Origin of the sequence: Hymenobacter rigui, from assembly GCF_003944715.1 — a bacterium.
Classification (GTDB): Bacteria; Bacteroidota; Bacteroidia; order Cytophagales; family Hymenobacteraceae; genus Hymenobacter; species Hymenobacter rigui.
This window is the reverse complement of record NZ_RWIT01000002.1, coordinates 490,408-514,632: the sequence shown is the minus strand read 5'-3', so window position 1 is coordinate 514,632 and position 24,225 is coordinate 490,408. Positions and strand designations below refer to the sequence as shown.

20 protein-coding genes are annotated in these 24,225 nt (G+C 62.0%); 12 read left to right on the top strand and 8 right to left on the bottom strand.

The genetic code is table 11. The annotated features are described in order from the left end of the window. The first annotated feature begins 116 nt into the window (after positions 1–116). Both EI291_RS06385 and EI291_RS06380 read left to right on the top strand, forming a co-directional pair. Entirely contained in the window at positions 117–506 is a 390-nt protein-coding gene (locus EI291_RS06385) for a hypothetical protein (RefSeq protein ID WP_125418973.1), read from the top strand. Between the two features lie 274 nt (positions 507–780). Beyond that, a complete protein-coding gene (locus EI291_RS06380) occupies positions 781–1,476 on the top strand; it encodes a carboxypeptidase-like regulatory domain-containing protein (protein WP_125418972.1) in 696 nt (231 codons plus the stop codon). Positions 1,477–1,572: 96 nt separating this feature from the next. On the opposite strand, the gene EI291_RS06375 is transcribed toward EI291_RS06380, so the two are convergent. Beyond that, positions 1,573–3,054, bottom strand: a complete 1,482-nt coding sequence (locus EI291_RS06375) for an APC family permease (RefSeq protein WP_125418971.1) — start codon at positions 3,052–3,054, stop codon at positions 1,573–1,575. 128 nt (positions 3,055–3,182) lie between these two features. Here EI291_RS06375 and EI291_RS06370 point away from each other — a divergent pair, with 128 nt between their 5' ends. Further along, on the top strand, positions 3,183–5,912 hold the full coding sequence (locus EI291_RS06370; protein WP_125418970.1) for a hypothetical protein: 2,730 nt from the start codon (positions 3,183–3,185) through the stop codon (positions 5,910–5,912). Positions 5,913–5,966: 54 nt separating this feature from the next. Here the strand turns inward: EI291_RS06370 and EI291_RS06365 are convergent, their stop codons facing one another. Then, positions 5,967–7,370 carry an MATE family efflux transporter gene (locus EI291_RS06365; RefSeq protein ID WP_125418969.1) on the bottom strand — a complete coding sequence of 468 codons (1,404 nt, stop codon included), beginning with the start codon at positions 7,368–7,370 and terminating at the stop codon, positions 5,967–5,969. 72 nt (positions 7,371–7,442) lie between these two features. After that, on the bottom strand, positions 7,443–8,651 hold the full coding sequence (gene corA / locus EI291_RS06360; protein WP_125418968.1) for a magnesium/cobalt transporter CorA: 1,209 nt from the start codon (positions 8,649–8,651) through the stop codon (positions 7,443–7,445). 162 nt (positions 8,652–8,813) lie between these two features. Here corA and EI291_RS06355 point away from each other — a divergent pair, with 162 nt between their 5' ends. The 3 genes from EI291_RS06355 (at position 8,814) to EI291_RS06345 (ending at position 12,165) form a co-directional block, all read left to right on the top strand. Beyond that, positions 8,814–9,836, top strand: coding sequence for a hypothetical protein (locus tag EI291_RS06355; protein ID WP_148103391.1), 1,023 nt, complete (start codon positions 8,814–8,816; stop codon positions 9,834–9,836). 93 nt (positions 9,837–9,929) lie between these two features. Next, complete coding sequence (locus EI291_RS06350; protein WP_125418966.1) at positions 9,930–11,207, top strand: MATE family efflux transporter; 1,278 nt, start codon at positions 9,930–9,932, stop codon at positions 11,205–11,207. A 37-nt stretch (positions 11,208–11,244) separates the two neighbouring features. Next, positions 11,245–12,165, top strand: coding sequence for a glycosyltransferase (locus tag EI291_RS06345; RefSeq protein WP_125418965.1), 921 nt, complete (start codon positions 11,245–11,247; stop codon positions 12,163–12,165). 82 nt (positions 12,166–12,247) lie between these two features. On the opposite strand, the gene EI291_RS06340 is transcribed toward EI291_RS06345, so the two are convergent. Beyond that, complete coding sequence (locus EI291_RS06340; protein WP_170172535.1) at positions 12,248–13,924, bottom strand: ArnT family glycosyltransferase; 1,677 nt, start codon at positions 13,922–13,924, stop codon at positions 12,248–12,250. 145 nt (positions 13,925–14,069) lie between these two features. Here EI291_RS06340 and EI291_RS06335 point away from each other — a divergent pair, with 145 nt between their 5' ends. Further along, a complete protein-coding gene (locus EI291_RS06335; RefSeq protein WP_125418963.1) occupies positions 14,070–15,809 on the top strand; it encodes a hypothetical protein in 1,740 nt (579 codons plus the stop codon). 81 nt (positions 15,810–15,890) lie between these two features. After that, positions 15,891–16,871, top strand: coding sequence for an acyl-ACP desaturase (locus EI291_RS06330; protein WP_125418962.1), 981 nt, complete (start codon positions 15,891–15,893; stop codon positions 16,869–16,871). Positions 16,872–17,004: 133 nt separating this feature from the next. On the opposite strand, the gene EI291_RS06325 is transcribed toward EI291_RS06330, so the two are convergent. After that, positions 17,005–17,613: a hypothetical protein gene (locus tag EI291_RS06325; protein WP_125418961.1), complete on the bottom strand. Its 609-nt coding sequence runs from the start codon at positions 17,611–17,613 to the stop codon at positions 17,005–17,007. A gap of 224 nt (positions 17,614–17,837) precedes the next feature. After that, positions 17,838–18,119: a DUF427 domain-containing protein gene (locus EI291_RS06320; protein WP_125418960.1), complete on the bottom strand. Its 282-nt coding sequence runs from the start codon at positions 18,117–18,119 to the stop codon at positions 17,838–17,840. A 100-nt stretch (positions 18,120–18,219) separates the two neighbouring features. On the opposite strand from EI291_RS06320, the gene EI291_RS06315 reads away from it, so the two are divergent. From EI291_RS06315 to EI291_RS06305, 3 genes are all read left to right on the top strand, one after another. Next, a complete protein-coding gene (locus EI291_RS06315; RefSeq protein WP_125418959.1) occupies positions 18,220–19,326 on the top strand; it encodes a vWA domain-containing protein in 1,107 nt (368 codons plus the stop codon). Positions 19,327–19,444: 118 nt separating this feature from the next. After that, positions 19,445–21,001 carry a sigma 54-interacting transcriptional regulator gene (locus EI291_RS06310; protein ID WP_125418958.1) on the top strand — a complete coding sequence of 519 codons (1,557 nt, stop codon included), beginning with the start codon at positions 19,445–19,447 and terminating at the stop codon, positions 20,999–21,001. 266 nt (positions 21,002–21,267) lie between these two features. Next, the gene (locus EI291_RS06305; RefSeq protein ID WP_125418957.1) at positions 21,268–21,447 is read left to right on the top strand and encodes a hypothetical protein; all 180 of its coding nucleotides are present in this window, start codon (positions 21,268–21,270) and stop codon (positions 21,445–21,447) included. Positions 21,448–21,653: 206 nt separating this feature from the next. On the opposite strand, the gene EI291_RS06300 is transcribed toward EI291_RS06305, so the two are convergent. Next, on the bottom strand, positions 21,654–22,112 hold the full coding sequence (locus EI291_RS06300) for a peptidylprolyl isomerase (RefSeq protein ID WP_125418956.1): 459 nt from the start codon (positions 22,110–22,112) through the stop codon (positions 21,654–21,656). Between the two features lie 190 nt (positions 22,113–22,302). Between EI291_RS06300 and EI291_RS06295 the strand changes: the two genes are divergently transcribed. Further along, positions 22,303–22,947: a fasciclin domain-containing protein gene (locus EI291_RS06295; protein WP_125418955.1), complete on the top strand. Its 645-nt coding sequence runs from the start codon at positions 22,303–22,305 to the stop codon at positions 22,945–22,947. Between the two features lie 268 nt (positions 22,948–23,215). On the opposite strand, the gene EI291_RS06290 is transcribed toward EI291_RS06295, so the two are convergent. After that, the gene (locus tag EI291_RS06290) at positions 23,216–24,202 is read right to left on the bottom strand and encodes an NAD(P)-dependent oxidoreductase (protein WP_394343373.1); all 987 of its coding nucleotides are present in this window, start codon (positions 24,200–24,202) and stop codon (positions 23,216–23,218) included. Positions 24,203–24,225: the final 23 nt, after the last annotated feature.

Sequence of the window (24,225 nt, the reverse complement as noted above, 5' to 3'; positions counted from 1 at the left end):
GGACGCCCGAGCAAAGCTACGCCACTGGCGCGCATGTGGTTCTGTCCGGGCTTAACCCCGAAGCCCAACCGTGCGTACAGTCCCTCACATACCCCTTCCACTCAACACCCCCGCCCATGGCTACCGATAACGAAAAATCAAACAACGACATCATCCGCAACGACGAGCAGGCCATTCCGGAGAACGAGCAGCTGCAGAAGGAAAAGGAGTTTAAGCAGAGTATGAGCAACGATAAGGCCGCCAGCGACCCATCGGCCCAGCGCAACACCGGGGCCGGCGGCTACACTCAGCGCGCCGACCAGAAAGACCAGCTGGAAAACCTCACGATTCGGGGCGGTGAAGGCGTGCCCCAGGGTGGGAACGAGCACCATGAGGCGGGCGAACAGGCCAGCGGCCCCGGATTCGAGGTAGAGGGTAGCTACGATATGGGCAATCCTATTCGCAGCCAAGAGCAGGAATTTGGTGAGAAGGCCCCCAGCGGACCCGCCCAGCCCGCTCACGACTAAGCTGCTGTACTCGCAGCGCTGCCGCCGCTGCCCGGTTTTCAGTCTGGAAACCGGGCAGCGGTTTTTTTATGATATTTTCAGATAATAGTGCCTATTGCTGATAATCATACCGGGAAATAAATCCGAAAATTGGAATAGCTGATTAGGTAAGGGACCAATCAAGGTTATATCTTTAGGAGCCGATGGTATCTGCTTCAAGTGAATTCCCGCAAAACAGGACCAGCATCGTGCTTTTCTGCTCCTTTGAAAATCCCCACTTTTTACCTAACCCCTTATGGATGCTAACACCACTACCCCCACTGAAAACGAAGAGCTTACCCCGGAGTTTATAGAAGAGGAAGAAGATTTTTCCTCGGGTAACCGCCGGCTGGCCATCATTGTCGGGGCCATTGTGGCTATTGTAGTGCTGGGTTACGTGCTGCTGCCCGCGCAGGCTACGCGCCGCCTGGCCGCCGCCATGCCCGTTATGGAGCTGGGAGAAGCAACCGTAACGGCCACTCGTCCCACCGATGAGGTAAAAACCGAAGCCGTTGCCACCGAAGAAGTAACGGACGTGAAAGCCGCTGCCAAAGCTCCCAAAGCCACCGCTACGGCCAAAGCTGCTGAGGTAGCTACGGCCGCTCCGGTGGCCACAGAGGCTGCCCCGACCGAGGAGCCGGTGGCCGTTGAGCCGGTGCCTGCCGCTGCGGCCCCTGCCGCCGAAGCGGCTCCTGCTACTGTCACCATGAGCGGCCGTATTCTGGACGAGAATGGCCGTCCGATGGCCGGTGCTACCGTAATGGTGCGCGGTCTGAAAAAGGTAACCGGTACTGATGCCAATGGTAATTACTCCATTGAAGTACCCGCCGGCGACAATACACTGGTGTACGGCTACGGCGGCTACGAGGACCAGGAGGTCCGGACCCGCAGCACCCAGCCTCAAAATGTAACCCTGCTACCCAAGGAAGGCACCCGCCGCAAGCGCCGCTAACACCATAGCCGACCCTGCTGAGTTCAGCTTCCAAACACCAAAAAGCCCCGTGCCGGTTAACCGGCACGGGGCTTTTTGGTGGAACAGACACCCGTATTACTTCTCGGGAGTATTAGCAGCGAAGCGTTTGCCGAACAGGAAGTACACCGGCACACCCACGGCTACCAGCAGCAGCCCGCGCTGGGCGAACTTGGAGTTGGCCGGGTCGGTGAGCAGGATAAAGCAGAAGGCGGAGGCCAGCACCACGTACAGCAGCGGCACCACCGGGTAACCCCAGGCACGGTAGGGGCGGGGGGCGTCGGGGCGGGTGCGGCGCAGCACGAAAATGCCGATGATGGTGATGACGTAGAACAGAATCACGGAGAACATCACGTAGTTCAGCAGCTCACCGTAGGAACCCGACAGGCACAGCAGGCAGGCCCACAGGCACTGACCCCACAAGGCAACGCTGGGTACGCCGGCTTTGTTGAGCTTGGCCATACCGGGAAAGAACACGCCATCCTTGGCCATGGCATAGTAGGCCCGCGCCCCCGAGAGCAGAATACTGTTGTCGGCGCTGAAGGTGCTGATCATAATGAGCACGGCCATGACGTAGGCGCCGGGGGCACCCAGAATAGCCTCGGCGGCGGCGGTGCCCACCCGGTCGTTGGCGGCGTACATAATGCCCCGGCCCATTACATCAGTGGCCGTGGGGTCGCCGTGCAGGGGCAGCACCAGCAGGTACACCACGTTGATAAGAATGTACAGCGCTGTCACGATGCCAGTGCCCATGGCCATGCTGAGCACGATGGTGCGCTCGGGCCGCACAATCTCGTCGCCCGAAAAGCCGATGTTATTCCAGGCGTCGGAGCTGAACAACGAGCCCGTCATAGCCAGGCCGATGGCCGATACCAGCGCCGTTACGGTGAGGGGCGTACCCTGGCCGGCGGCATCGAAGCTCATGGCCTGCCACACGTTCTGGAAATTCTGGCTCACGGCCTGCCCGTTCACGCCCAGCGTGAGGCCGAACAGAATCAGCAGGCCCAGGGCTATCAGCTTGGTGCTGCCGAAGATGTTGGAAATCAGCTTACCCGAGCGCACGCCCCGGGAGTTGATGAAGGTGAGGAACACCAGCAGCCCAATAGCCAGCAGCTGTACCGTGGTGAAGGTGAACGTGCCCAGCAACGGCACGCCCTCCAGCTGAAACAGCACGTTGGTTTCGGAAAACCAAGGCAGTAGCACGCCGGTAAAGCGCGCAAACGCTACGGCCACGGCCGCAATAACGCCGGTCTGGATTACTAGGAACAGCGTCCAGCCATACAGGAAGGCTACCAGCTTGTTGTAGGCCTCGCGCAGGTACACGTACTGGCCGCCCACTTTCGGGAACATGGAGGAAAGCTCGCCGTAGCTGACGGCCCCGGCCAGCGTAATTACGCCCGTAAGCAGCCACACCACCAGCAGCCAGCCGGTGGAGCCCACCTTGCGGCTGATGTCGGTGCTGACGATGAAGATACCGGAGCCAATCATGCTGCCGGTCACAATCATGACGGCATCAAATAGCGTAATGGCCCGCTGAAACTGGCCTTGTTTTTCTGACATAGAGGGAGAGTAGAAAGTGTTTCGGGGCGGAAGATAGAAAACTGCCTTCCAAACCCCAGCGGCCGCGCCGCGCGGCACTCTGCCCCGAATGCCTATTTTTGCCCTTCCCCACCTCCCGGGTTTCCCGCATGTCGAACCGCATTCTGGTTTTTTTAACGGCTCTGCTACTGCTCACGGCGCTGGGCTCCTACGTATATTACCGCCGCACGGTGGCCAGTATTCCCGTGGACCCCTGGGCCCTGGTGCCCGACGATGCCGTGCTGGTGGCCGTTACCCGCGACCATCCCACGCTGGTGCGCCACCTCAAGGAAACCCAGCTCTGGGACAACCTCTCGGCCGTGCGCTACTTCCAGCAGGTGCAGAACCAGCTCACCCTGGCCGACAGCCTGACCGGCGGCCGCAACGTGGTGCTGCGGTTTCTGGGCCGGAAACGCGTATTTACCTCTCTGCATGTGACCGGGCCGGGGAAGTTTGATGTGCTGTTTCAGATACCCATAAGCAGCGTACGGGAGTACCGGCAGGTGCGCAGCCTGGTGGAAGGACTGGGTCGTAGCTCCCGGTTTCAGGTGACTACCCGCGAGGTGGCCGGCCAGCAGCTCACGGAAGTGCGGGAGCGGGGCAGTTCAGAAGGCCTGACCCTGCTCAATTACCGCAACCACCTGCTCATCAGCGCCAGCCCGGCCCTGGTGGAAGCCGTGGCTCACCGCCTCAATAAGCCGGAGGCCCCCACCGTTGCGGCCGATTTTCAGACTACTGATTATTTTCAGTTGCAGGATGTGGATGCCACCCTGCTGCTCAACCAGCGTCGGCTGCCCCAGCTGCTGAGCGTATTCTTCCGGCAGGAGCTAACGGCGGAAATGGCCGCCGTGGCCAGCCTGGCCCGCAACGAAATGACGGAGATGAAGCTGGCCGGCAACAAAGTGGCCTTTGCCGGTTTTGCCAACCCCGAAACCACCCACGACGGCCTGCACCAGCGGCTGCTGGGGCAGCCGGCCCAGCGCCTGCGCATGGCCGAGGTACTGCCCACGCGCTCCGCCCTGGTGGTGCACGTGAGCCTGGGCCCGGCCGCCGCACTCCGGGGCCAGCGCGCCGCCCTGCCCGGCCCCGACTCATTGGCGGCCGTAGTAGGGAGCCTGCCCGACAGCCTCACGGCCCAGCTCAGCCAGGAAGTGGCGCTGTGCTACCTGGCTACCCCCTCGGCCCGGGCCCGGCCGGGCAAGCTGGTGGTGGCTTACACGGCCAACCCCGGCAAAGTCAGCAACCTGCTGGGTCAGCTGCGCCGGGCCGCGGGAGCCAGCCCGGCCTTCGGGCGGGTGGGGCCGTACCAGTGGTACCAGACCGGTGTGCCTGAGCTGCCCCGGCGCTTGCTGGGTAGCATGTTTGGTGGGTTTGCGCGGCCGGTAGTAGCGCAGGTGGGTAACTACGTGGCCTTTGCTGATGATGAAGCCGCGCTCCGGCAGTGGCTCACGGATGTAGCCGCCGGTGAGGTATGGAGCCGTTCGCCCACGCAGGTGGCATTTCTGCAGGAAAGCCAGCCGCTGGCCCGCCTGCGGGTGGTGCTGGATACCCGCAACTGCTGGAACCTGCTGCTGCGCGGGCTGCAGGAGGAGCGCCGGGCCGGGCTGTTGCGCAACGAGGCCCTGTTCAAACGGTTTCCCCAGGTGAGCATGCAGTGGGTGCCCGCCGCCGATGAGCGGGAGCCTGGGGCCCAGTATTTCACCCAGTTTGTGCTGCGCCACCCGGTGGTAGGCCCGGCCGAAGCCCGCCCCCAGAACCAGAATGGTACCGGCAGCACACTGGCCTTCAAAACTCCACTGGCCAGCTCCCCCGAGGCCGTACTCATCAGCGGGGCCAAGCTGCCCGGTGTGTTGGTGCAGGATACTGCCCACGTGCTGCACTATGTAACCCCCGATAACGTGGTGGCCTGGTCCGATACGCTGCCGGGGCCGCTGGTAGGACCCACATTCCGGCTGCCCGGGGCGGCGGGTTTTCTGCTGGCTACGCCCGGTCAGCTGTTCCAGTTCAACAACCGGGGGCAGCTGCAGCCCAACTTCCCGCTGAACCTGCCCGATACCGTGCGGGCCACCTCCCTGAGCGTGTCGTCGGGCGGTGTGGGGCCGCGCCGCCTGCTGGTGGCCGGGGCCAGCGGCAACCTGTTTCTCTACGATACCCAGGGTCGCACCTTCCCGGGCTGGCAACCCAAGCAGCTGGAATTCCGGTTGGCTGGTCCGGCCCATTACCTCACCGTAGCGGGGCATGATGTGGTGGTAGTACTGCTGGAAAACGGCTACGTGTACGCTTTTGACGAAGCCGGAAGCCCTTACCCGGGCTTCCCCATCAGCATGGGCGGCCGCCTTACCGAAGGCGTGCTCACGGAGCCCGGGGCCACCCTCAGCCGCACCCGGGTAACGGTAGTGAATCAGCACGGAGAGCTGGTAAGCTTCAACCTGAGCGGCGACATCGTGAGCCGCCGCCGGGTAGCCACCTGGAGCCGCACCAGCCGCTTCCGCCTCATCCCCGACCAGCAGCAGCGCACGTACGTGGTGGTGCGCGAAGACGGCGGACAGCTCAGCCTGTTCGACCCCACGGGCCGGCAGCTGCTGAATCAACGCTTTGTTACCTCGGCCCCCCGCTCGGTGCAGTACTTCAACTTCGGGGCGGGCCGGCAGCTGTACGCCCTCACCGAAACCGGCCCCGGGCAGGTGTTTCTCTACGATGCCCGGCTGCGTCTGGTGGGCGGCCAGCCCTTCCGCAGCACCGCCCCCCAGGTAGCCCTCACCTACGACCCCACTACCAACATCTACCACCTGTTTCGGGTAACCGGCAATGAGCTGCGCCGCACCGACGTGAAGCTGTAGCACCACTAATGGGTCGCGGAGGACGAGCGTGCGGCAACAGTGAAGAAAGCGGTTCTAACCCGCATCCTCAGCCATTTTCGCCTGAACATCCACTGCCGGCTGCAGTGCGTCGGCCGCTTGTTGGCTGCTGCGCATAAACCAGAGCAGGGCCAGCACGGCGGCCAGCGCGTTACTGGCGACAAAACTCCACCACAGCCCCCGGAAACCCAGGTCGGTGTGGCTGGAGAGGTACCAGGCAATGGGAAACTGCAGTACCCAGGTGCTGATGATAGTGAGCAGCATGGCTGCCAGGGTGTTGCCCGCCCCGCGCAACGCCCCCGATACCGACTGCTGCACCCCGGTAAAACACAGGCTGCCGGCGGCAATGCGCACAAACTCCACCGCATCGGCGGTTACGGCCTCGTCGCCGGCCAGGAAGAACTGCACTAGCGGGCGGGCCGCCAGAAAAATGGCTGCGCCCACCAGCAGCAAGCCCAGAAAGCTGGTGGCAATGGCGTAGCGGGCCGTTTGGCGGGCCCGGTCGGGGCGGCGGGCTCCCAGGTTCTGGGCCACTAGGGTGGAGCAGGCCAGCGAGATGCCCAGGGCCGGAATAATACCCAAGGCCAGCAGCCGCGAGCCAATGCCGTATGTAGCCAGCACGGTGGTGCCGAAGCCCGCCGCCAGCGTCGTCATCACCGACAGCCCCAGGGCCCGGGCCGATAAATCGACGGAGGAGGGCGCCCCGAGGCGGAAGGCGCGCTGCATCAGGGCCGTATCGGGGCGGAAGCCGCGGAAGCTCAGCCGGAGCCCGGCCGTGCCGCGCAGCATCACCACCAGCCCCAGCACCATGGAAAGCGCCTGGGTGCTGACGGTAGCCAGGGCCGCGCCGGCCACGCCCAGGCCTTGTATCGGGCCGTAGCCGTAAATAAAAAGCGGGTCGAGCAGGAAGTTGAGGGCCAGGGCCAGAATGTTGATGTAGAGCGGAATCCGCACCTGGCCCACGCCCCGCATCAGGGACTGAAACATGATGAAGCCAAAATTCAGGGGCAGCCCCAGAAACAGCACCCGCTGAAACGCATTGGCTTCCGTGAAAATATCAGCGCCCACTCCAATCAGCCCCAGCAGCAGCGGCGAGGCAAAATAGGCTACCACGGCCAGCACCAGGGCCAGCGCGGTTTCAAGCACCAGCGTTTGAGCCGCCACGTGGTTAACGGTAGCCAGGTCGCGGGCCCCAAAGGAGCGGGCCACCAGCACCGAGCCCGCCACCGAAAACCCCGAGCCCAGCGCCACCAGCAGAAAGTTGATGGGAAAGCTCACCGCTACGGCCGCCACGGCATTGGCCCCCAGCCGGCCCACCCAGTAGGCATCTACCAGCTGATAGCCCGTCTGTAGCAGGTTGGCCAGCACAATGGGCAAGGCTAGCGTGAGCAGGGCGCGCAAAATGGAACCTTGCGTGAGGGCGGGGGTGGGAGCAGGCATAAAGCCAGCTAACGGGCAAGCTGGGCTGGGCGTTGTGCCCCGGCCCGGCTCCCGCAGGCCTCCCGCGCAGCGTTACCGGTTCGTCAGCCAGCCTTTGCGGTAGAAATACGTCAGCTGCCCGATGACGATGAGCACCAGCACTGCCAGCAGCACCGGGTAGCCCCAGGGACTGTACAGCTCGGGCATGTTGAGGTAGTTGATGCGGCCGTCGGGGCCTTCGCGCTGGAAGTTCATCCCGTACAGGCCCACCACAAAGCTCAGCGGTATGAAAATGCTGCTGATGATGGTCAGCACCTTCATTACCTCGTTGGCCCGGTTGGCCTGGTCCGACATGTACAGCTCCACCAGGCTGCTCACGGTTTCGCGGTAGCTCTCGGCCAGGTCCAGGGCCTGAATGGCGTGGTCGTAGCAGTCCTTGAAAAACACCTTGATGTCTTCCGGAACGGTTTCCTCCGGCATGCGCAGCAGTTCCCCGATTTTTTCCCGCTCCGGGTACACCAGCCGCCGGAAGCGCACAATGTCTTTTTTGATGTGCAGGATGCGGTTGAGCACCCGCCGGTCGGGGCGGCCCTGAAAAATGCGCTCCTCCAGCGTTTCCAGGTAGTCGCCAATGGCGGCCATGGTGGGGTAGTAATGGTCGAGCACTACATCGGTGAGGGCATAGGCGAGGTACAGCGGGGGCCGGCGGCGGATGTTGCTGCGGCCGGTGCGCAGGCGCAGGCGCACGGCCTCCAGGCAGTCCTCGTAGTCGTCCTGAAACGTGAGCACGTAGTTGGAGCCGGTGAAGATGCTGAGCTGGTCGTCGTCGATATCAAGCAGGGGGGTAAACTCCGTCATGCGCGACACCAGGAACAGGCCGTCCTCGGTTTCCTCCACTTTGGCCCGCTGGTAGTCACCCAGCACGTCCTCCATCTGCAGCGGATGAATCCGGAAATCTTCCTGAATCCGTTGCATCAGGGGCAGGTCGTCGTAGCCGCGCACATCAATCCAGTGCTTTAATTCGGGGTGCTGATGGAAGTAAGCCAGCAGCTCGTCGTACTGCTGGTATTCCTGCTCCGTGAAGGCAGTATCGTCGTAGGAAACCAGGAACAGGCGGGGCGGCAGGGCATCTTCGCGCACAATGAGCGTGCCGGGGCGCTGGCCCACCATCTGCTGGCGGGCCTGGCGGGTGGCGTCCCGGTCGGCCACGGCGCGGTTGTGTAGGTGGTCGTCGTCGGCCGGGGCAGAATCGGGCTGGGGCTGGGGCGGAAGGGGAGTAGCGGCAGTTTCCGGAGGGGTCATGCGGGCAGAAAGAGGCAGTATACGGGGCAGTTTACGGGAATCTGCCGGAAAAGCTGGGCCCTGGGTGTTTCCCGGCCCGCGAAAAATGGTCTGGGAGCGGCTCGGGTGCCGGAGCCGGCTGGAAAACCTTGTACTTTCGTGCTTCTTCTGCGCCTGCTGCCCTTGTCTGCTTCACTCACCGCTGCTTCCTGCTTTCTGCCATTGCCCGCCGCAGCGGGGCAATACGCCCTGCGGTTGGTATCGGCCGATGCGCCGGCTCCGGTGCTGACGCCAGTCTATCAGCCCTGGCTGTACCATACGCCCGAACACCTGGCCTTGCAGCTAAGTCCGGGAGAGAGGCTGCATTTCTTTCTGGAAGAACCTGCCCTGAGTTGCACGGTGGCCCAGCTTTCCGTGTTTCTGAGTGCCGATGGGCAGGAAGCGCGTAGCCCCTGGCAGGCTCCGTTTGGGGGTGTGCAGGCCGGGCCCACGCTGCCCGCGGCGGTGCTACGCGAGATGCTGCTGGCCGTGGAAGCCGAGCTGCGGGAGCGGGGCGTGCGGCACTTTACGTTGCGCCTGCCGGCCTTCGCCTACGAGCCGGCCGCGGCTTCCAGGCTCACCGAGGTGCTCCGGCAGCTGGACTACCAGGTGGCGCTGGCCGAGTTGAACAACCATCTGCCGCTGGACCGGGAGTTTCGGGCGGGACTGCATCCTTCGGAGCGCCGGCGGCTGCTGAAGTGCGAGCGGCACGGCCTGCGCTTCGAGCAGGAGCCCCCGCTGCTGCTGCCGCTGGCCTACGAGTTTCTGCGCCGCTGCCGCCAGGAGAAAGGTCAGGACCTGTCCATGACGCTGGAGCAGCTGCAGACGCTGTTTCGGACGCTGCCGGGCCACGTGTTCCTGTTCTCGGTGCGGGATGCCGCCGGCGAGTGGGCCGCCCTCACCATTGCCATTCGGGTGCGCGCCGATGTACTGTATAACTTCTACCCGGCCAGCCCGCTGGCCTACAACACGCTCAGCCCGGTGGTGCTGCTGAACGCCGGTCTGCACGCCTTTGGGCAGGCCAGCGGCATGCGCCTGCTCGATTTGGGTACTTCCACGCTGCCCGAGGGCCTCAACCATTCTCTGCTGCAGTTTAAGCGCCACCTGGGCGGCGTGCCGAGCCTGAAGCTGACGCTGGAAAAGCAGTTGGGAACCGCCAGCCAGTAACCCTGACAAGCCCGCCAGCGGTGCACGCGGGGCAAGTTGCCATCCGGCCCGCCAAGCTTGCCCTTACCGAAACCCAAAACCAGCAACAAACCCATGACCGACCCTCAGCCCGAACCCCGCGCCACCGTACTGGGTCGGTTGCTGCGCGGCTCCCTGGGCTCGGGGGTGGCAGTGGGGGCCCGTACGGCCGGGGCGCTGGTGCTCAATAAGCTGCTGGCCGTGTACGGCGGCCCTGGCGGCCTCACCCTGCTGGCCCACTTCCAGAACCTGATGGCCCTGTTTACCACTTTGCCCAACGACGGAGTGCACGTGGGCACGGTGAAATACTTGGCCTCGCTGCGCCCCGGCTCGGGGCGGTACCGGGCCTGGCTGGGTGCGGGCGTGGTGCTGAATGGTGCTGCGCTGGTGCTGAGTGCCCTGCTGCTGGCGGGCGGGCGCGGTCCGCTGGTGGGCGTGTTTGCGGCGGGCTGGGGCTGGCTGACGTTGTTCGTGGTAGGGTTGGGGCTGCTGCTGGGGCACGCGTTTGTGGTAACGGTGCTGCTGGCCGCGGGCCGGCTGCGGGCCTACGTGGGCCTGACGGTGCTACTGAGCGTGCTGGGCCCGGCGGCGGTAGCCGCCGTGCTCGGGCTGGGCGGCTCGGTGCCCACGGCTCTGCTGGCGTATCTGCTGGCGCAGGGCCTCACGCTGGGGCCGGCGGCCTGGGTGGCGGGGCGGGCCGGGCTGCTGCCGCGCCTGCGCGGGGCCGTGAGCCGCCCGGCCCTGCGCGGGCTGGGCCGGTTTCTGCTGATGGCCCTGAGCGTGCTGCTGTTCTCCAAAGCCGTGGATTTCAGCCTGCGGGAGCTGCTGATCAGGCAGTTCGGGCTGGCGGTCACCGATTTGTGGCAGGCCGTAGCCAAGCTCTCCGATAACTACACGATGGTATTTTCGGCCCTGATGAGCAGCGTGTACTACCCCCGGCTGGCGGCGCTCAGCAGCCGCCCCCGCGAGCGGGCCCAACTGGTACGCACGGTGCTGACCGTGCTAGCGCCGGGGCTGGCCCTGGGCCTAGGGCTGCTCTGGCTGCTGCGCGGGTGGCTGCTGCCGTTGCTGTTCGAGCCCCGGTTTGCGGCGGCCGGCTTTCTGCTGGCTCCTCAGCTGGTGGCCGACTGGGCCAAGTTTCTGAACTGGATTCTGCTGTTTCTGCTCACGGCCCAGGCCCGGGTAGGGCGCTACGTGCTGGTGCAGGCCGTATCGGCGCTGGTGCTGGCGGCGCTGCTGGCCCTGCTGCTGCCGCGTTACGGGTTGCTGGGGGCTCCGCTGGCCCAGGCCGCCCGCTACGGCTTGCTGCTGCTTTGGGGCCTGTGGTACTTTGGGGACTCGATTCGTTCGTAAAAGAGAGCTGCCGTGCGACATTGTATCTTGCTCCCGCATGCCTGCCTCCGAACTCCCCCTCGTCACTATCGTGGCTCTGTGCTACAACCACGCCCGGTTTCTGGAAACGGCGCTGGATTCTATTCTGGCCCAGACGTATCCGCGCCTGGAGGTATTGCTGGTGGATGATGCCAGCACCGACGGCAGTGCGGATATCCTGCGGCGCTACGCCGCCGCCCACCCGCACTGGCACCTGCGGCTGCTACCGGCAAACGTGGGCAACTGCCAGGCGTTCAACTCGGCTTTCCGCGAATCCCGTGGCGAATTCGTCATCGACTTTGCCACGGATGACGTGCTGCTGTCCGAGCGGGTGGCGCAGCAGGTAGCGGCCTTTGCCGCAGCCGGCCCCCGCTGCGGGATGGTGTATTCCGATGCGGAGCTGATTGACGAAGCCGGCCGGTTCGTGCGTTACCATTTCCGCCGCGACGCCCAGCACCAGTTGCACCCGCGCCCGGCCAGTGGGGACGTGTTTGCCGAGGTGCTGGCCCGCTACTTCATCAGCACGCCCACCATGCTCATGCGCCGCGCCACACTGGAGCAGCTCGGTGGCTACGACGAAACCCTGGCCTACGAGGACTTCGACTTCTGGGTGCGGGCCAGCCGTAACTGGGAGTTTCACTTCCTGGATGCGGTAACCACCCAAAAGCGTCTGCACCCGCAGTCCATGTCCAGCAAAGGCTACCGCCCCCACGACCCGTACCTGCGCTCCACTATCCGGGTCTGCCGTAAAGCCCAGACCCTGTGCCGCACCCCCGCCGAGCGGACCGCCCTTGCCGTGCGCGTACGTTGGGAGCTGCGCCAGGCCGTGCGCTACCGCAACCTCCCCGAGGCTCGCGAGCTATACCAGCTGCTGCAGGAGCTCCGCGCCGTGCGCCCCCTCGATTGGCTGCTGGGCCAGGCAGCAAGATGGAAAAACTAGCAACATCATCGCTACCGTAGTAAGACGAAGTTCACGGCCCGCCGTTACCACTTCTCACTTCTCACTTCTCACTTCTCACTTCTCACTTCTCACTTCTCACTTCTCGCCCTAGCTCCACCTCATACAGCTCCACCCGGCCATCCTGGGCTACCAGACGCCGCCTTGGGTACCAGCTCAGCACCGAATCGGGTGAGTAGCGGATGAGTTTGCGGGTGAGTTCGTCGTTGCTGAGCGTGGCGCGGTTGAGCAGCAACCAGGCGTGCTCCTTGGGGGCCAGCTGCACCGAGTCGCGGGCCCAGTAGCGGCGATACTGCAGCCCGGCCGGCACCCGAAAGCCGTAGTAAAAATCGTAGTTGCCGATGAGGTAGTCATCCACCAGCACCGTGCCGCCAGCCGGGCCGCTTAGGTGCTGCCGAATTACCCGGTCCTGCTCAAAATGCGCCGATACCGACGGTTTGCGCATGAAATACACCGGCCGAATGGTCAGGACGCCCGCCAGCACCAGCACCGTGGCTGCTGCCAGCGCCGACGTACCGGGCCGCAGCCGGTCTGGCCAGCTCCGCAGCCGCCCGCCGATTCCCACCAGCAGCAGAAATAACCCTGGTACCGCATACACCACCGATAGTGGGTCGTGCAGCCAGGCGGCCAGTCCCAGCAGCAGCAGCCCCGCCACCACCGCCCGCAAGCCCCCGCTGCGCACCACCCGTTGCAGTCCGAAACCGGCCGCCAAAGCCAACGGCGGCAGCAGGGGCGTGGTCATGCGGGGCAACAGCGTGATGGGGTTGTAGCTGCTGAGCGAGGTGCTGCCAACCCAGTAAAATACCAGCGTAGTGGCCGCCAGTAGTAGCCAGAAACGGCGGTCAGAAGCTTCCGGCTGCGGGCCGGCTGGGCGTGTGGCGGCCATACCCGCCAGTACCAGCAGCAGGCCCATCCCCGCCCCCACAAAAAAGGCCAGCGGCTGCCAAGTAACCCGGCTTAGCAGTGCGGCCCGATTGCCGGCCAGAAAATTCCCGTCCCGGAGAAACTCGTTGGTATGCTCAATCAGGTGAATCCGGTACAGCGCGTCGCCGGTGAAATGCTGGTACAGGCCCAGATAGCCCGTTAGCAGCACAGCCCCCGTGCCTAGGGCTGTCAACCAGAACCGACCGTTGCGGCGCCGCCACGCGTCCAGCCCCAGCACCCCAAGGTAGAAGGGTAGGTAGTAGGCAATGGTTTCCTTGCTGAGCAGGGCCGCGAAGTTGAGCAGGGCAAATCCAGCCCCCCACCAGCCGGCCCGGCGGCCCGGCTCTCGTCCGCGCAGCAGCACCGCCCCACTGGCCAGGCACCAGAACATCAGAATGTTATCGGGATAAAGGTAGTTGGTGAGATTAAGCGTGAAGTAGTGCAGCCCCAGCAGCAGCATGGCCCCGCTGGCCACCACCGGCTCCCGCCGCCGGTACAGCCGCCAGATCAGCCCGGAGCAGCCCAGCGTAGCCAGCAGCGGCCACAGCGTCGCGCTGATGATGTTTAGTCCAAAAAGTCGAAAAAACACCGCCACTGGCCCGAAAATCAAATACCGCTCCTTCAGCGGGTCGTGCAGCAGGCCCTGAGGGTCGGGCGCCAGCCGAAAGGTGCCATCAAGCAGTTGCTGGGCGTAGCGGGAGTAGTAATAATCATCGAGGGCGTACAGGCCTTCGTGGGTCAGAAAGAAATACGCCAGCGTGACGGCCACTACCAGCAGCAGCGTCCAGTCCGGTAAACGGGTTAATCGTCGAATCACTGGGGCAAGATAGTGAGCAGGTAACAGGTGACGAAGTAAGAGGTGATAGGTTGAACGCCATACAGTCGTAGCCGAAGCATCTCGCATGCCGCCGTCAGAATTACTTCCGCAACGTCAGCCCGCGAGATTCCTCGCGCTGCTCGGAATGACGTACCAACCTGCCACCTCTTACCTCGTCACCTGTTACCTGCTCACTATCTTGCGCCCCATGTTGCGTCGTCGCCTGGTTATGCTATTGCTTCCGTTGCTGCTCCTACTGCTGAGTGGGGCGGTGCTGGGCTGCTACTTCGAAACCAACGACGACCTGACCATTGTGGCCCTGCTGCGCGGCGAAACGGCCGCCGTGCCGGTTACGGAGCTGTACCTCTATTTTCACGGGTATGCCTGGTTCTGGAGCCGGCTGTACGCCGTAGCCCCGCTGGTGCCTTGGTACGGCCTCACGCTATACGGCCTGCTGTATGTTGCCACAGTGGGCATATTTGTCGTGCTGTGGCGGCTACTGCGGCCTCACGCCGGCCGCTGGCAGGTGCTGGCGGTGTTGATGCTGTTTTGGAGCGTGGCCTGGCTCGAGCATGGCCTGTGGTTCAACTACATGCGGGTGCCGCTGCTGCTGGCCGGAGTGGGCGTGCTGTTCGCCGCCCAGCGGGCCCCGGCACGGTGGGCGCTGGCCGTAGGGCTGCTTGCTTTTGGCTTGAGCTGGCTGATCCGGCCCAGCGCGGCGGTGCTGGGTGCTGCCGTGGCGGCCCCCGGCGCGTGGTGGCTGGCGGGCCGCAAAGGCCTGCCGGTGCTGGCCGGAGCCGTTGTTTGGGCCTTGGCTGGGGCTCTGTGGCTGAACCTGACGTGGCCGCCCGCCGCCGCCACGTTCCGCCGCCTCGATGTGCTCAAATCCAACCTCAACGACTTCCAGCTAACGGCCCCACCCGCGCAGCCGCTTACGCCCGCCGACAGTCTGGGGCTGGCTGAGGCCCGCGCCTGGATGTTCCCGGACTCCGCGCTGGTGAATGAGCCGCTGTTTGCCCGCGTCGCGCCATTCCGACCTGGCTATTTTCTGCAGAAAACAGCCCCCGTCAAGATCCTGGCGCTGCTTCAGCAACTGCCCCGCGACTATTTTTCGCTGCTGCTGCTGTTGGCGGCCACTTGGGCGCTGGTGGGCCGTGGGACGGGCCGCCGCTGGTTCTGGCTGGTGCAGTTAGGCTACGCGGGGCTGCTGCTGGGCCTGGGCACGCTGCTGAAGCTGCCGCCCCGGCTGGCCCTGCCACTACTCGATTTCTGGGTTATCGGAAACCTGCTTTTGGTATTTCGCAGCGAAGCCGCGCCGCGCCGGGCGGTGCCGCTGCTGCTGGCGGCGCTATTGGTGGCCGCCGTGCCGTACGGCTACAAAATCTGGCACCGCAGCCACACGCTGGCACAGGAGCAGCAGCGCAACTATCAACGGCGGGAGGATTTACACAAGCTGGCGGGCACGGCCGATATTGTCGTGTCCGATCTGTGGGAGGAGACCTACAAATCGCAAAGCCCCCTTACGGAAGGGCACCCGCCGGGTATTTATGCTTTCCGAATCATCAAACCTCGCAAGCACCTTTCCCTGCTGGGCTGGCAAACCCTGCACCCCTCGCAGCCTGCGTTGCGGCAGCAGCTCACCGGCTCCCGCGACTTTACCGGAGCCCTGCAGCAGCTGGGGCAGCGCCCTGATGTGGCCTGGCTGCTTTCCCCGGAAGGCGCGGCCCTGCTTAACCGCCACCTGGCCCTACGCCGGCAACCCGGGCAGCCGTTACTGCAGTTGGTACCTGTTCAGCCCAACCGCCGAACCCGGAAAAATGCTATGCATGCATACCTTTTTCGTGTAAAATTCCCGCAATCATCTTCGAAAGCCAAAATTTTGTAGTGCAGCTTGGACTTATTCCCACTATGACGGGGTAGGGGTAGTATACCTTTGGTGCTACCAGTACTTTTTTCTCCCATCACCATGATTACCGCCTCCGTCACCTCGCGCTCCGAAGTCCTCCAGTATATGGAAAGCTTCGTGAAAGAAAACATGGGCTCTTTCCTTAAAAGTGTGGAAAGCAGCTGGCAACCCGCCGATTTTCTGCCCGATTCCCGCCTCGATACTTTCTTTGATGAAGTAAAGCTGCTGCGTGAGCGGGCCAAAGAACTGAGCTATGATCTGCTGGCTGTGCTCATCGGCGATACCATTACCGAGGAGGCCCTGCCCAACTACGAAGCCTGGTTTCATGAACTGGACGACCTAAACCGGGACCCCGACAACGGTTGGGCCCAGTGGATCCGGGGCTGGACCGCCGAGGAAAACCGCCATGGCGACCTGCTTAACCGCTACCTCTACCTCTCCGGCCGCGTGAACATGCGCGAGTTTGAGGTAAGCACCCAGTATCTCATTGCCGATGGCTTCGACCTGGGTACTGCCCACGACCCGTACCGCGCCTTCGTGTACACTTCCTACCAGGAAACGGCCACTAACCTCTCGCACCGCCGCGTGGGTACCCTGGCCCGCAAAGTGGGAGAGGATCAGCTCAGCAAAATCTGCGGTATGATTGCCGGCGACGAAACCCGCCACGCCCGCGTGTACAAAACCTTCGTGGAGAAGATTTTTGAGGTAGATGCGTCCGAAATGATGCTGGCCTTCGAGGATATGATGCGCAAGAAGATTGTAATGCCGGCGCACTACATGCGTGAGCTGGGCGTAGACATCGGCAAAACCTTCGGCCACTTCACCGATGCTGCCCAGCGCCTGGGCGTGTACACCAGCCACGACTACACCGATATTCTGGATACGCTCATTGCCGATTGGAAAATCGACCAGATTACCGGCCTGACCGGTCCGGCTGAAAAAGCCCGCGAGTACGTGATGGCCCTGCCTAACCGCCTGCGCCGTGTTGCTGACCGCATGCCTGTACCCAAGCTGGAGTATAAATTCAAATGGATTGAGTAGTTGCCTGGTGGTTAGTGCTTAGTACTCAGTTTTTAGCGTCCAGGACCAGAAATGGCAGCAAAAAAAGAGGCCCCGCCGAGTAACGGCGGGGCCTCTTTCATACATTCTAAGCACTAACACTAAGCACTAAGCACTAACGCTGAGCACCCATTACCAGCTTACCGGTTGAGTCGAGCGTGTACTCCACGGTGCGGCTGCCCGCTTGTTTGGTAGAGTCGGTGGCGGTTACCGGGAACGTACGCACCAGTTTGTTGCCGCTGATCTGGTACATATCCTGACCGGAGTAGCCCATGCCAGCGGAACCGGACGGAGTGCCGGGGAAGCTGATGGGCGTGTAGCCCCGCTCCCCAAACTCGTAGGCATACAGGCCACCATTGGCCTTCTTGTTATCGGTCATGATGTACAACTCGGGCTTACCGTTGCCGTTCAGGTCGCCGGCGGCAATATTGGTGACGGCTCCGCTCACCTCCGCGCGCAGCGGGTCAATGGTCTGGGCCGAGCCACGGTAGGAGCGGATGCTCACGATGCGGGGCTCCTGCGAACCAAAGGTTTTCACGGTGAAGCGATAATCGCCCTGAGTTACTTCCCGGTTAAAGCTTACATCCCCTTCGTCAACGGTAGGAGCGGCCGGTACACTGTCAGAAGAAGATTCACTAGCTACCTGACGGGTAGAGTCGCAGGCGGTGAGCGAGGCGGCTACCACGCCGGTAGCCAGCAGCAAAAAGGAAAAGGAAGTACGCATGGGTAGTAAGGAGATTAGGGAAGATGCTTCGATACGCTCCGGTACTCACCGGAGCTCAGTTTCATCTAAGGGAGAGTTCGGCAGTTGTAAACGCAAGGTAAAGAGATTGAGTTGTATTTTTTCCATTATGTATTGATTAAGTCACTAACTTCTATACTACAACGTATCTATATACTGAAACTGAACGATGGCACCCCACCGCGGGTATTATCCCTTTACCTGATCTATGGGATTACCTGTACTCCTTTCCAGAATGCTACCCGGTTTTTGATGGCTGCTGCCGCATCTTTGGGCTCCGGGTAGTACCAGGCGGCGTCCTTGTTCAACTCGCCGTTTACGCGCAGGGAGTAGTAGCTGGCCCGGCCCTTCCAGGGGCAGGAGGTATGCGCAATACTATCCTCAAAGTATTCACGCCGGATGGCATCGGCCGGAAAATAATGGTTGTTTTCCACTACCACGGTGTCGTTGCTCTCGGCAATTACCGTATCGTTCCAGATGGCTTTCATAAGGTGAGTTGGGGGATGTAGGAAGAAGGGAAGACTGAATTACTCCTTACTGAACATTGCCCCCCCGCCCGTTGTTCTGATTACTCACTCCCCTTTTATTATGTCGGCAGGCTTTCGTTTTCGGGACTTCACGCCCGAGGAGTCGGGTAATCCGGGCTTCGACTCCCTTTTCAAAATATTTATGCAGCTGGTTTCCATTACCAGCGGCGACGTGGGCGAGGCCCTGCAATGGCTCAACGAGCTGGATAAGCAGTATGGTCTCACTAACGACGAGTACGGCATGGGCAATTTCATTGAAGACCTGAAGAAAAAGGGTTACATCGATGAGAACCCCCAGGAGCCGGGCGCATTCAACATCACGGCCAAAAGTGAGCAGAACATCCGCCGCTCGGCCCTGGAAGAAATCTTCGGCAAGCTCAAGAAATCGGGCACCGGCAACCACCGTACGCCCCACACCGGGCAGGGCGACGAGCTGAGCACCGACATGCGCGAGTTCCGCTTCGGCGACTCGCTGGAGCAGATTCAGATGACCGAATCCATCCGCAATGCCCAGCTCAACCACGGCATGGATGGCGACAACTTCATGCTGACCGAGGGCGACTTGGAAGTGCGCGAAAACGAGCACAAGAGCCAGACCTCCACGGTGCTGATGATTGACATCTCGCACTCCATGATTCTGTACGGCGAGGACCGCATCACGCCCGCCAAAAAGGTCGCCATGGCCCTGGCCGAGCTGGTGAAGCAGAAGTACCCCAAGGACTTCCTCGACGTCATCGTGTTCGGCAATGATGCCTGGCAGATTGAGGTGAAGGAGTTGCCGTACCTGCAGGTGGGACCCTACCACACCAACACCGTGGCCGGCCTGGAACTGGCCCTGGACCTGCTGCGCAAGCGCAAAACCGCCAACAAGCAGATTTTCATGATTACCGACGGCAAGCCCACCTGCCTGAAGGAACCCGGCGGTTACTATAAGAACTCGTTCGGGCTGGACCGTAAAGTGGTGAACCGCACCCTGAACCTGGCCGCCGCTGCCCGCCGTCTGAAAGTGCCCATTACCACCTTCATGATTGCCGACGACCCGTATCTGCGCAGCTTCGTACAGGAATTCACGGAGGTGAACCAGGGTAAAGCTTACTACAGTTCATTGAAAGGCCTAGGCCACCTCATTTTCGAAGACTATAAACAGAACCGGCGCAAGTCGTTGTAATTGTTGAGCGGCCGTAAAGACGCGTATTCGCGTCTTAATTGGTGGCGGTGTTGTTTACCTGACGCGGATTCGGCCGTTCAGTCGCCTTCCTTCCATTCGCATAATCTATCTTCCCTACATGCCTTCTTACGCCTCCCTTTCTGCTGCCGAGTTGCAGCAGCTTACTACCCTCGGCCAGCTAAAGGCCAGTGGCTACCAGCCCCGCTCCGTGAAGCAGGAACTGCGCGACAACCTGATTCAAAAGCTCAGAAGCAAGCAGGATGTGTTTCCGGGCATCTATGGCTACGAGGAAACCGTTATTCCGGAGCTGCAGCGCGCTATCCTGGCCGGGCACCACATCAACCTGCTGGGTTTGCGCGGGCAGGCCAAAACCCGTATTGCCCGCCTGCTGGTGGGCCTGCTGGATGAGTACGTGCCCGTGGTGGCCGGCTCCGAGCTGAACGACGACCCGCTGCAGCCCCTGAGCGTATTCGCCAAAAACCTGATTGCCGAGAAAGGCGACGATACGCCCGTCAGCTGGCTGCACCGCGACGAGCGGTACACCGAGAAGCTGGCTACTCCCGACGTATCGGTAGCCGACCTTATCGGCGACGCCGACCCTATTAAAGCGGCCACGCTCAAGCTGCCGTACTCCGATGAGCGGGTAATTCACTTCGGGCTGATTCCACGGGCTCACCGGGGCATCTTCGTGATTAACGAGCTGCCCGACTTGCAGGCCCGCATTCAGGTTTCCCTGTTCAATATTCTGCAGGAAGGCGACATCCAGATCCGGGGCTTCAAAGTGCGGCTACCGCTGGATATCCAGTTCGTATTCACGGCCAACCCCGAGGACTACACCAACCGGGGCTCCATTGTAACCCCACTCAAGGACCGCATCGACGCGCAGATTATCACGCACTACCCCAAGAGCCTGGAAATCGGGAAGCGTATTACCAAGCAGGAGGCCCGCATCCGGGAGGAGCAGCGCGGCCTGGTAACAACCAACGACGTGGTGCACGACCTGGTGGAGCAGGTGGCCATTGAGGCCCGGGGTTCCGAGTTCGTGGATGCCAAGTCGGGCGTGTCGGCCCGCCTCACCATCTCGGCTTACGAGCAGGTAATTGCGGCAGCGGAGCGCCGGGCGCTGCTCAACGGCGAAAACCACACCTACGTGCGCATTGCCGACTTCCTGGGCGCGGTGCCGGCCGTAACGGGTAAGGTAGAGCTGGTGTACGAGGGCGAGCAGGAAGGCGCGGGTATCGTGGCCGAGAAGCTGATGGGCAAAGCCCTGCGCACCCAGTTTCTGCAATACTTCCCGGACCCCGAGAAAACCAAGAAGCAGAAGGACAAGCCCAACCCCTACAAGCCCGTGCAGGAGTGGTTTGGTTCGCGCACTATTGATCTGCTGCACGACGCTTCTGACGAGGACTACCGCAAGGTGCTAAACGTGGTGCCGGGCCTCAAAGACATGGTGCAGCAGAGCGTGCCCGCCGAGTTGAGCAAGGATAACCTGCACTTCTGGATGGAGTTTGCCCTGCACGGCATGGCCGAGCACAGCCTGATTTCGCGCAACCGCCTCACGGCCGGGGCCCAGTTCAAGGACCTGCTCAGCAGCATGTTCACCATGCCCAACTTCGGCGATGATGACGACGACGATGAGGAATACCTGTCCTCGAAGAAGCGTAAGCGCCGGTAGTTAATAGGTCATTGCCAGAGTAAGAAGGCCCGCTTTCTGTTGCTATAACAGGAAGCGGGCCTTTCCGTGTGGGGTGGTTGCGTAGAGTAAGTGATAATGAAGTAGGTTCCCAGCTTCAGCTAGAAAACCTGCTCATTCAGAGAGAAAGCAGCTGGGGCTGGCGAAGCAGGCCGGCTGGGGCCGAAACCGCACCGTTCCTTTGTAGTGTTCCCGGCCGGCAAATAGCCTGCCACCTCTTCCTCCTGATACTCCCACTACTCCCGGATATGAAAGCTGTACTCGCCGCCCGTTTCGCCTGCCTCGCCCTGGTGCTTGCCTTGTTGTTGCCCAGCCTTCCCGCCTCGGCCAACCGCGTCAGCAACGCCCGCTACTACAAAGGTGGCATGCACCGGCCCGTGTATAAGAAATACCAGCCCGGCTGCCGCTGGATCTTCCAGAAGCGCTAGGCTGCTTATTATCTTCTTGCAGAAACAAAAAGGCCCCGCCTACCACTTGGTAGGCGGGGCCTTTTTGTTTAGGGGTTTCGTAAGAACGTCATGCTGAGCTTGTCGAAGCATCCCTACCGCTTTGCTGGGTTAGCATCACAACGAAGCGGGAGAGATGCTTCGACAAGCTCAGCATGACGTTCTTTTGCGGTACGTGTAGCCGGAGCTTATGCCTCGTTCACCACGATTTTGTCGATGGTGTCGTTGGCTTTGATCTGGTCGATGATATCCTGACCTTCCACCACTTTGCCGAAGCAGGTGTGGTTGCGGTCCAGGTGGGCGGTATTGTCGCGGGAGTGGCAGATGAAGAACTGCGAGCCACCGGTGTTGCGGCCGGCGTGGGCCATGCTCAGCACACCCCGGTCGTGGTACTGGTTGCCGCCATTCAGCTCGCAGTCGATTTTGTAGCCGGGGCCGCCAGTGCCGGGCGTGCCGTTGGCACCCGCGCGGGAGTTGGGGCAGCCGCCCTGAATCACGAAGTTGGGGATAACGCGGTGAAACTTCAGGCCGTCGTAGTAGCCTTTCTGGGCCAGGTCGGTGAAGTTTTTTACGGTGTTGGGCGCGTCTTGCTCATAGAACTCAACTTTCATCACGCCCTTGTTGGTGTGGATTTCGGCAGTTTTCATGCAGATTCTAAAACGTGGGTGGAACGGCCCGTATACGTACAATGGGCCGCTGGCGGACGCCCGCCGGGGGCAAAGGTAGCCATTTTGCTTCCGGCCAAACATCCATTGCAGGTAATGGTTCGTATGGATACCGCCGGCCGGCAAGCCGGTACACCGTATTCCATACTTTCCTCACCGATTTTTCTGTTGTATGAACCAACCGTTGCGCTTCGCCACGCTTTCCCTGTTCTCGGCCGCCGTCCTTAGCCTCAGCAGCTGCGGCGACAACAAAACTGCCGACACCACTACCACTACCCGCACCGACTCGATGGAAACCACCGTCGATTCTACCGCCATGCTTTCCGACTCGGCCCGCATTGGCAAGAGCGAAGGCGTGATGGTGGATGGCGTGGCCATGACGCCCGATAAAACTATCGTGCAGAATGCCGTAATGGCTTCCAGCGTGAGCACCCTGGTGAAAGCCGTGCAGGCCGCCGGCCTCGATGGTGCCCTCAGCGGCCCCGGCCCCTTCACCGTATTCGCCCCCACCAATGCCGCCTTCGATAAGCTGCCTAACGGGGCGCTGGCTGGTCTGCTGAAGCCCGAAAGCAAAGAGAAGCTGAAAGGCGTGCTTACCTACCACGTCATTCAGGGCCGCCTAGTAGCCCAGGACCTGAAGGATGGCCAAGAGCTGACCACCATGAACGGCGAAAAGCTGAAAGTAATGGTGAAAGACGGCAAAATCATGATTGGCAACGGCAAAGATGCCCCCGTCAACATCCTGACCCCCGACGTTATTTCCAGCAACGGCGTAACCCACGTTATCGACGGGGTAGTGCTGCCGCTGGCCAAGTAATTCCCTGATCTTTCCTGATTGGTTAAAAAGGCCCGGCTGGTTCAGCCGGGCTTTTTTGTGGTGTCAGGATGGATGCGGAAGTAGGTAGAACGTCATGCAGAGGCGCAGCCGAAGCATCTCGCGCACTGACGTTGCAGTGGTAAATTCACCGAAGCGGTAGAGATGCTTCGACAAACTCAGCCTGACGCTCTTTTACTGTTTGGGCGTCAGCACGCGAGATGCTTCGGCTGCGCCTCTGCATGACGTGTTGGTGCGTATCGTTCAAAAACTACAGTCCGGCACCGTCGGTGATGCGCTCGGCGAAACCGGCCCAGTCCACCTTTTCGCCTTTGGCTACGGTGGTGGAAAGGTGGTCGTGGAGGATGTTGGCGAAGGGCATGGGCACCAGGTGGGTGCGCGACTCATCCAGCACCAGGCGCATATCCTTGCGGATGATGGCCGGGGCCGCGCCCACGGGCTGATAGTGCCGCTCGGCCACCAGCTTGCCGTAGCCCTTGTGAATGGGTGTGTTGAATAGGGTAGAGGTGAAGAATTCGTACACCTGCTGCCGGTCGAGGCCGCTTTTCTGAGCCAGCGTGAAGGCTTCGGCCATGGCCTCAATGGCGGCCCCCAGCATGAAATTGCCGCAGAGCTTCACGGTACTGGCCGCGCCCGGGTCGTCGCCGAAATCGTGGACGCCCTGGCCCAGCGCTTTGAGCAGGGGCGTAACCTTGCGCCGGGCGGCGGCTTCACCGGAAACAGCCAGCCACAGCTTAGCGGCGGCGGCCACATCGGGCTTGCCGAAAACGGGCGTGGCTACCAGGGCGCTGCCGTGGCGGGCGTGGACTTCGGCGAGGCGGCGGTTGGTATCGGGGGCTACGGTGCTGCAGGAGGCGTGCACGGCCCCGGCGGGCAAAGCCGGCAGCAGACCATCGGGGCCCAGGCAAAGCTCTTGCAGCGCGTCATCATCGGTTACCATCGTAAACACGAAGGCGGCACCCGCCACGGCTTCGGCTGGAGTAGTGGCTACGGTGGCACCCAGCTTTTTGAGGCCAGCGGCTTTGCTGGCGGTGCGGTTATACACGGTCAGCCGATGGCCGGCTTTCAACAGGTTTTCGGCCATGGCCTCGCCCATATTTCCCAGGCCGAGGAAGGCTACGTTATGTGGTGTCAAAGGGGAAGTTGTTAGTTGGTAGTTGTCAGTTGCTTGTTGTTCGTTATTAGTTCTCCGTTGTTCGTCATCAATAGCGGAAAACTGACAACTGACAACTGACAACTACCAGCTAACAACGAGCAACG